Origin of the sequence: Ignatzschineria indica (assembly GCF_003121925.1) — a bacterium.
Lineage (GTDB): Bacteria > Pseudomonadota > Gammaproteobacteria > Cardiobacteriales > Wohlfahrtiimonadaceae > Ignatzschineria > Ignatzschineria indica.
Map to the genome: position 1 here is coordinate 63,206 of NZ_QEWR01000001.1, position 9,001 is coordinate 72,206.

General features: G+C 38.0%; 6 protein-coding genes. 3 read left to right on the top strand and 3 right to left on the bottom strand.

Annotated elements, in window-relative coordinates; genetic code table 11:
• Nucleotides 1-318 precede the first annotated feature (318 nt).
• The 3 genes from DC082_RS10620 (at nt 319) to DC082_RS00285 (ending at nt 4,290) form a co-directional block, all read left to right on the top strand.
• Nucleotides 319-513 (top strand): hypothetical protein, encoded by a 195-nt coding sequence (locus tag DC082_RS10620; protein WP_133243662.1) that lies wholly within the window; start codon nt 319-321, stop codon nt 511-513.
• Between the two features lie 229 nt (nt 514-742).
• A complete protein-coding gene (locus DC082_RS00275; RefSeq protein WP_109235253.1) occupies nt 743-2,305 on the top strand; it encodes an AbgT family transporter in 1,563 nt (520 codons plus the stop codon).
• Nucleotides 2,306-3,210: 905 nt separating this feature from the next.
• Nucleotides 3,211-4,290 (top strand): type I restriction endonuclease, encoded by a 1,080-nt coding sequence (locus DC082_RS00285; RefSeq protein ID WP_109235254.1) that lies wholly within the window; start codon nt 3,211-3,213, stop codon nt 4,288-4,290.
• A 174-nt stretch (nt 4,291-4,464) separates the two neighbouring features.
• Here DC082_RS00285 and DC082_RS00290 read toward each other — a convergent pair whose 3' ends face one another.
• From DC082_RS00290 to DC082_RS00300, 3 genes are all read right to left on the bottom strand, one after another.
• Complete coding sequence (locus DC082_RS00290) at nt 4,465-5,316, bottom strand: alpha/beta hydrolase (protein ID WP_109235255.1); 852 nt, start codon at nt 5,314-5,316, stop codon at nt 4,465-4,467.
• 454 nt (nt 5,317-5,770) lie between these two features.
• Nucleotides 5,771-6,469, bottom strand: coding sequence for a tetratricopeptide repeat protein (locus tag DC082_RS00295; RefSeq protein ID WP_109235256.1), 699 nt, complete (start codon nt 6,467-6,469; stop codon nt 5,771-5,773).
• 122 nt (nt 6,470-6,591) lie between these two features.
• On the bottom strand, nt 6,592-9,001 hold a 2,410-nt coding region (locus DC082_RS00300), incomplete at its 5' end, for a YadA-like family protein (protein ID WP_133243663.1).

Sequence of the window (9,001 nt, forward strand, 5' to 3'; positions counted from 1 at the left end):
CGATATTAATTCCTCGTAAATATTTATATATAGATAACATTATAAAATAATATTTAAATAGCTTTTTTCTACTTTTCATGGGAAATTACTAAAAACCTTGCCTCAATTATTTCAGATTAGCTTCGTCAAAAATATCTTTAAATCTTCGTAGTTACTCTCGATTACTTTCTCTGTAAACTCTTTTCCCTCCACCACTCATCTCTAATTCCTGCTTTCAAGAAGTCTAAAATCGGGTAGACTACTCTTTTGATAAGAAGATTAATAAGGTCAGCAATGATCGTTAGAAGTGCAATGAGAGCAAATAAGAAGGGGGAAAATATGAAAATATCGACAAGACTATCATTACTAATAGCAACAGTAATGTTTCTAACAGCTTGTACAATTCGTGCAGATATTCCAAATCGAATGGTGATCGATTCTGATGGGATTGTGATTGATTCTAAAAATAAGAAGAAAAAAGATAAAGAGGGCTACTTCTGCCCACCTGGACAAGCGAAAAAAGGGAACTGTTAATTAAAGCTTAAGGTCAAAGCTCTATCTGATCATGAGTAAAGTCAGATTGTCTAATTTGCTTTCTTGCTCGTAAAAAATAGGTGTGATATACCTTTACACCTTTATTAAAATTTACAAGATGTTATCTGTTTTTAATTGTAGTAGCGATACCCTCGCACGCTTTTGGATATGACGATGCTTTTACCGAAGCATCTGATCGATCCTAAAATAGATAGCCGGAGAAAACTATATGACCGTCAAAGTAAAGAAGAACCGGTTACTCAATACGCTTGAGTGGCTTGGCAATGCATTACCACATCCTGTGGTTCTATTTATAATCTTAATATCCCTGATACTAATTGCTTCTGCTGTGGGATCTCATTTTGGACTAAGCGTCACCGATCCTCGCCCTGAAGGTGCGCCGGGAAGAGTGCCTGGAGGAGTGATAGAAGTTGTGAATCTTCTCAATCCCGATGGAATTCGTAAGATTCTCTCTAGTATTGTCACGAACTTTACAAGCTTTACCCCATTGGGAACCGTACTTGTTGCGATGTTAGGGGTTGGAATTGCCGATAGTGCCGGGCTCTTCTCTGCAGGAATGCGTTTAGTTGTCCTAAAAGCACCGATCCGTTTTACCACGCCTGCGATCGTTTTTGCCGGCGTGATGTCTAATACTGCCGGGGAATTAGGTTACGTCGTTCTCATCCCTCTTTCTGCGGTGATCTTCCACTCAATAGGACGTAACCCCCTTGCCGGTCTTGCAGCTGCCTTTGCCGGCGTTTCTGGAGGCTATTCAGCGAACCTTCTCTTAGGAACGGTTGATCCCCTCTTATCAGGAATTACGCAAGAAGCTGCGCGTATTATCGATCCTGACTATATCGTTGGTGCTGAAGCTAACTGGTATTTCATGGCTTTTAGTACCTTTATTGTCACCTTCCTCGGCTGGTTTGTGACTGATAAAATTGTCGAGCCACAATTAGGTCCTTACGATTCTTCGGAGATGAGCGAAGATGAGGATAACATTGCCATGTCTGCAGAAGTCACCCCTATCGAGAAGAAAGGACTCATCTGGGCAGGTATCAGCTTTGTCATCTTAGCCGTAATCGTTGCATTAATGGTCGTGCCGGAAAATGGCATTTTACGTAATCAAACAACAGGAGAGATTGCAAACTCCCCCTTCTTCCGCTCCATTGTTATCTTTATCTTTATCTTCTTTGCGGTGCCAGGTATTGTTTATGGCGCAATTGTGAAGAAGTTTAAGAACGATCGAGATATTATCAATGCAATGGCAGGCGCTATGAGTTCAATGGGACTCTATCTAGTGATTGTCTTCTTTGCCGCGCAATTTATTGCCTTCTTTAACTGGACAAATATTGGACAAATCCTGGTTGTTCACGGCGCGAATTTTATTACCAACATTGAAATTAATAGTATTGTACTCTTTATCGGATTTATTATTATCTGTGCTTTTGTCAATATTATGATGAGCTCCGCTTCGGCACAATGGGCAGTAACGGCACCGATCTTTGTTCCGATGTTGATGCTTGCAGGTTATGCACCAGAAACAATTCAAGCGGCCTATCGTATTGGTGATTCTGTCACCAATATTATTACTCCGATGATGAGCTACTTTGCGCTTATTGTTGCGATCGCTCTTAAATATCGCCGTAATGCCGGTATTGGGACAATTCTTTCGATGATGGTGCCCTACTCTGTCGTCTTCTTCGTAGTCTGGGTCGCTATCTTCTGTATCTGGGTCTTTGTGTTAGGAATCCCAGTCGGCCCTGGTTCTGCAATCTACTTCAACCCATAGAAAAGAGATTGACAGCTCGATCTGTAACAAAAGATCTATAACAAGGGATCTATGACAAAAAAGCTGTCACTAGCAGTGATTCTATCGCTTGTAGTACTTATAGCGGTAGATATAAAACAAGATAAATTATAGCTATCAAAAAAGCCCGATGACATTACCTACGCGTCAGTCATCGGGCTTTACTTTTTCTGGAAAATTCTACATTGATAGAGCTCCCTCAATCAGGTGAATCTCAATCAGATAAGTCTCTAACAAATAACTCAATCAATAATAATTGATCGATTATTATACATTGTGAATTGTAGTCTACTGAGCTCTAAAATAGAAAATATTTTAAAACTTAAACTTAAACTTAAACTTAAACTAAAATTTAAAGCCCTTCACCACTTTATTAAAGTCACGCTGATCAACTCCCATCTCTATCTTAATAGAGCCACATTTAGGGCAAAATGAGGGCGGCGATAAATTATCACTTTGAGGCTTTCCAACCCACTTACAATCTAAACAGAGGTATCTTAATGGTGTATCTTTATAGGGTATTGGCATAATGGACTCTCTTTAGTAAAAAATTAAAACCAATAATAAAACGGATTTTCCCCTGAGGGTTAAATCAAGCGATTAAGAATGATAGATTCAAATAATAGACTAATCTATAAATTCTATCATGATAACCCTCAATTCCTTCTTACTTTATACTATCAATGATAATGAAATATCACTGTAGCTGGATATTTATATAAGGTGCTGACCAATTAGTGAGTGCTGATATATTTTGAATTTTTAAACTATTATATTATCTTAATAGGTAGTAATAAAATTATAAATAAAGATAATAAAAACTAAATATAAAGCAGATCTACAAAACAGAGCTATGATCTCTGTTCCTACCATTATAGGAGTTAACTATGGATTTTTCAGAAAGGCTACTTTCAGTATCTAAACGTGTTAGCCAGCAGAGCGATATTATCGAAACCGAAGAAGCAACTAAAACAGCGCTAATTATGCCCTTTATTCACCAAGTTCTTGGTTATGATGTTTTTAACCCGGCTGAGGTAATCCCCGAATTTACCGCAGATGTAGGTGTAAAAAAAGGAGAAAAGATCGATTATGCCATAGTTGATAATAGTGAAATCGCTATTCTCATCGAGGCAAAAAAGATTGGGGAAGAACTCAATGAGCAACATGCATCACAACTATTTCGTTATTTTGGAACAACTACAGCTAAAATAGCGATTTTAACCAATGGTCGTTATTATCGTTTTTATACAGATCTAGATGCGCCAAATAAGATGGATAGCCAACCTTTTCTTGAACTCGATATGCTTGATATTGATGCCCATATTGTGCCAGAAATTAAGAAGCTTACCAAAGTTAATTTTGATGTTGATTCTGTAGTTAATGCGGCAGGAGAACTTAAATATCTCAGTCAGTTAAAACACCTACTAGAGAAACAGATTAAAGATCCCGCCGAAGACTTTATACGTTTCTGTATCACAAATGTTTATGGTGGAATTATTACCCAAAAAGTACGAGAGCAATTTACACCATTGATTCAAAAAGCTTTAACTCAGTTTATTGATGATCGCGTTAACAATAGATTAAAATCAGCACTCGCCCAACAAACAGACTCTCCTAATAAAAGTGCTATAGAGTCTATCGAAATCACTGATGAAAATGAAATCCCTGATGATGGGATAATCACAACTGAGGAAGAATTGGAAGGCTTTAATATTGTTAAGGCAATTGTTAGAAAACACATTGATGCAGAACGGATCTGTCAACGAGATACTAAAAGTTACTTTGGTGTTCTGTTAGATGATAATAATCGCAAACCAATATGTCGATTACACTTTAACCGAGCACAGAAATATATTGGTATATTTGATGAAGAGAAAGTCGAAGAACGCCATCCAATTGAGAGCTTAGATGATATATTTAACTTTGAGGAAGCACTTGTAAAAACAGCTCTCTCTTATGAAAGTTAAAAAGAGTTTACAGACTACAATTTATCGACTAAAAAAATAATAAATTATGATCCAACCATTCATTGATTAAAAACTCAAAAGCCCTGCTCTCTTGAGAACAAGGGCTTTCTCTTTGATCAACTAACTTCAACTGTCTCAGATCGATCAATAATCTTTGTAAAGTGCCTTCTAGGCTTACTTCAGAGCTTCACATTTTTGGCTCATATAGGGCAATGCTCGGATTGAGGAATCTCTAAAGACCATCCAATCATGATCACCATCGATCACTCGATATTCCACATCTTCAGGCTGATAATTGTGTAATGTCCAATAGAGCTTAGCGGCGGCAAGCACAATTCCTAAAGAGTCATGATCACCCGATTCAATCCAGATCGGAACAACTAGATCTTTCTGATAATAGTTATTAAGCCTCGCTGTGTAGAGCGAATCGCCCCATGCTTTCTCATCAAATTGATTATCTTTCACAAATTGTGCTGTTTGACGTGCTGTTGATGTTTCAGGTGGAAACGGATCATAAATTGCCGGACTTAAAACCCCGGCAGCACAGAAGAGCTCGGGATGAGAGAGGCTTAAATTGAGCGCACCATAGCCACCCATAGAGAGCCCTCCAACCGATCTTCCGGCACGATCTTCACGAACATTGAATGTTTTTTCAATATAAGGGATAAACTCCTCAACAAATGCCGTCTCCGCCTTCTCGGCATTACCATCTGTATACCAAGTGCTAGGACCAAAGGTCGGCATGACAATCACAGAATCTCGTAATTCTCCACGCTTCATCAGTTGATCGGCCGTCACTTTAATACCTCCTTTCACAAGCCAATCTGTATTAGAACCACTGGCACCATGGAGCATATAGATCACGGGATATTTATCCGATTGAGTCGCATCATATCCATCAGGAAGATAGACTTGCATCGTCACATCTCGATCTAAAAGCGCTGAATTATAAGCCGCCTCAACAACCTCACTCTCAGCATAAGAGAGCGTTGTCGAGCAAAGAATCATTCCCAATAATTTTTTCATTTCTACCTCCTCAGGCGTATCGCATTCGATGCCTATTTTGATTTTTATTATTGATTTTTGGAGGTCTAGCGCTCTAAAGATCTTGATTGAATAACTCACATCTTCTTACGCAGAGCGGCTCGGGAGTTAGTCTCTATTTATACTTATTTTTGATACTAAAAAACGCAATCCGCTTTTACTTCCTTTTTTGTTATATCGGATTTTTTAAGGAAAAGATAGCAGTTTCTTACAGGGATTAAAAAAGAATTAATCAGAATAAAATATTCAGATAAAGCACTAAAATAGGAAGGTAAGATTTTGAAAATCTGTAAAAAATATAATAACAATGGACTTTTATATGATTATTTTTATACTATATTTATAAATAGCCATTACTCAACTCGTAATGGCTATTGTAGGATGATAACGACATCTTCTTATCTTAATAATGATATAGAGATATAACGAAAGGATATTACTCTTCCTCTTTCTTCTCTTCATTTAAGAGATTTTCAATCTGCCCAAGCAGATCACAGCTCTTTTGATGTCCTTCATCACACCCCTTTTTCAAAGCTAGTTGACTTCCCTCTAAATCTGCTTCTACTCCTGTTCCTGTCGCATAAACTAGCGCTAACTCATAAAGTGCATCTAATGACCCTCTATTGGCGGCATCTTGATAGAGATTCAGCGCAACCTCAAACTCTCTTTCGCTTTGTGGTTGATAACGATAGATATTAGCAAGCTTTAATTGTGCCGGCAGATAACCATTTGCGATAGCACGTGCATACCAATATTGAGCAGAAATTCTATCCCCCTCTTCAGCTGCATAATCCCCTAAAAACTCAATTGCACCTAATTCGTTAAAATTAATCGCGCTCTTTTCAATCTCTTGAACCCCTTTAGCTTTATCTGCTGATTGTCCTATCCCATGAAAGTAGAGTTGCCCCAAGATAAAGAAATCATTCCCGGTATAATTCCCTTGAGCAATGACATTCTCTAAACATTGTAGTGTCTCTTCTTCATTTAAATCTACACAATGACTCGAATCTATCACCTCAACAATTTCTACCTCCGGCATCAAGGATGACTCTGCCGATTTTTTCTGTTGCTCAACCAGCGTATATATATTAAGCCCTAATATCACAACTAACACTGCCAAAATGACCCTATTCATCTAATCATTCCTCTTTTAAACTCATTATTGAATTACAAAAAGAGCGCCACCAATGGGCGCTCCTTATTCTATGCAAAAACTGCACTTATCATGCCTCTATTATAAAATAATAGAACACTAAATTAGAAGCTAAATGCAACACCAACACCAACGCCGGCCTTATTTTGCGTATCATAAGAACCTTGGACTCTAAATCGACCATTATCACCCAATTTAAACTCCATCCCTATCGACATCGCCGCTTCACCATCATAACTAGCGACCCCCATTCCCATCGAATACTTGGCGTAATCCATATAAGGAATTGAGCTCATCGCCATCGCACTTGCCGTACCAGCACTTGCACGCTTACGGTTTTCATGAACCGTTTTTTCAAGATGAGAGATACGATTATTATAATGATCTAGCGTTTTATTAATGTGTTTAATCTGAGTGGTATTTGACCTTACTTGTTGATTAGTTTCCCAAAGTTGACCACCATTGACTACTTCTTGTGATCCCTTCTCAACTTTACCATTGGCAACCCCTACAATCTTACGATTTCCCACATTAAGTGTTGTTTCACTATTAATATCGGAATTGTCAGCAATAATAATTTGATTCTTCTCACGATCTAATTGGAATATTCCAACTTCACCTGCCGTAATACTATTAGCTAAATGTTCAATTGATGCACCAACATTGTTGAATGTTTTATCACCAATAACATACTCAGGAGTTGTAATATAACCATTTTCATCAATCGTTGCACCTCCACCAAACATCTCGGCTATCGATTTATTTGATGCATATAATTGACTACCGTTAATAGCATCCTTTGACTCTGATACAATTTGACCATCCTTAACTCCTGTTAAAGTAAGGTCTTTATCACCATTAGAGATATTAAAAGTATTCGCATCTTTTGCAAGCCCATTATCAATAATCAAAGAATTACCATCTTCAGAAACCTGAATGAGGCCAGCTTTACCATCCGCAATATTACTAATATTTCCTTCGATATTGGTAATCCTGTTTTCATGGTTTTCAAGCTTTTTATCCTGCCCATCTAAGCGTTCTGTCACATACTCAAATCCCTCATTAACACTTGTAATTGGCTTCTCTGCTTTTAATGCACCTCCAAAATCAACCCCTGTTAAAAGACCATTTTCTACTTTAGCGTCACCACCCATCGCATCGGTAATCCCCTCAAGATTTTGACCGTTTAGGTTCGTAATGTTCTCAATCTTTTGATTTGTTGCAAAAAGTTGAGAACCATTCACGGCATCAACCGAATCCCGAAATACTTCACCTTTCTCAACACCCGTTAAAGTACGCGGTTTATTATCATTAGAAGAGAAATCGAAGGTCATCGCATTTTGAACTCCCGACAAATTATTATCAATCACGATTCGATTACCAGATAACTTAATAAGGCCAACCTCCCCGCCCATAATATTATTAATACTATTCATATTATTGGTAATGCGTTCATCATGCTTAGATAAAGTACCACCAACATTTTCAAATGCTGCATAAACATTGGTTAACTCATCTTTAGCCCCTAAAGCACCTTGGAAGTTAACGCCTGTTAACTGACCATCTTCATTAAGCTCAGCTTTACCGCCTAACGCATTAGCAACATTTAAATTTGCCATATGAAGTTGTGAACCATTGATTGCTTCAACAGAGTTTTGTGATATCTCACCCTCAGCAATACCAGTTAATAGGCGATTAATCGCTTCATCTTCTTCATCAGCTCTTATAGAGAAATCAAAAGTATCAGCACCGCCAGCTAATTTATTGTCTATTACTAAAGATTTTCCATCTTCAGCAAGCTGAACAAGACCGGTTTTACCGCTAGTAATGCTCTTGATATTAGTTGTATTCTCTGAAATACGAGAATCATGATCTGATAATGTACCACCAACATTTTCAAATGCATCATAAACATTGGTTAACTCATCTTTAGCACCTAAGGCATCTTGGAAATTAACTCCTGTTAACTGACCATCTTCATCAAGCTTCGCACTACCGCCTAACGCATTAGCAACATTTAAATTAGCCGCATAAAGCTGTGAACCATTGATGGCATCAGTTGAATTATCGGCAATCTTTCCAGCTTTAACGCCTGTTAAGGTACGACCTTCACCCTCTTTCTTCGCAAGTGTGAAAGTATCTGCAACATTTGCGACTTTATTATCAATCACTAATGAGTGCTTGTCGGCTGATAATTGCAGTAAGCCCAAGCTTCCCGTTGAGACCTTATTCTCAATATTAGTAATACTCTGGCTATTATCTATTACACGATCATCAATATTCTTAAAGGCATCTTTAACATTATTCACTGTTGTACTGCCTTCTTTACCTAGCGCTAATTTCCAACTGCCATCGGTCTCTAAGCCTCCTAATGCCGTTGTGACATTTGTAACGTTTTGATTCGTTGTATCCAATTCACCTTTGACATGAGCAAAACCAGCATTCACATCTTTAATCGGATTATCAGCCCCTAAAGCCTCTTGGAAATTAACCCCCGTTAATTGACCATCTTCA

Bases quoted from the DNA above. Each gene is read 5' to 3' on its own strand.
- DC082_RS10620 (WP_133243662.1), top strand. From the start codon at position 319: ATGAAAATATCGACAAGACTATCATTACTAATAGCAACAGTAATGTTT.
- DC082_RS00285 (WP_109235254.1), top strand. From the start codon at position 3,211: ATGGATTTTTCAGAAAGGCTACTTTCAGTATCTAAACGTGTTAGCCAG.
- DC082_RS00295 (WP_109235256.1), bottom strand. From the start codon at position 6,469: ATGAATAGGGTCATTTTGGCAGTGTTAGTTGTGATATTAGGGCTTAAT.
- DC082_RS00275 (WP_109235253.1), top strand. From the start codon at position 743: ATGACCGTCAAAGTAAAGAAGAACCGGTTACTCAATACGCTTGAGTGG.
- DC082_RS00290 (WP_109235255.1), bottom strand. From the start codon at position 5,316: ATGAAAAAATTATTGGGAATGATTCTTTGCTCGACAACGCTCTCTTAT.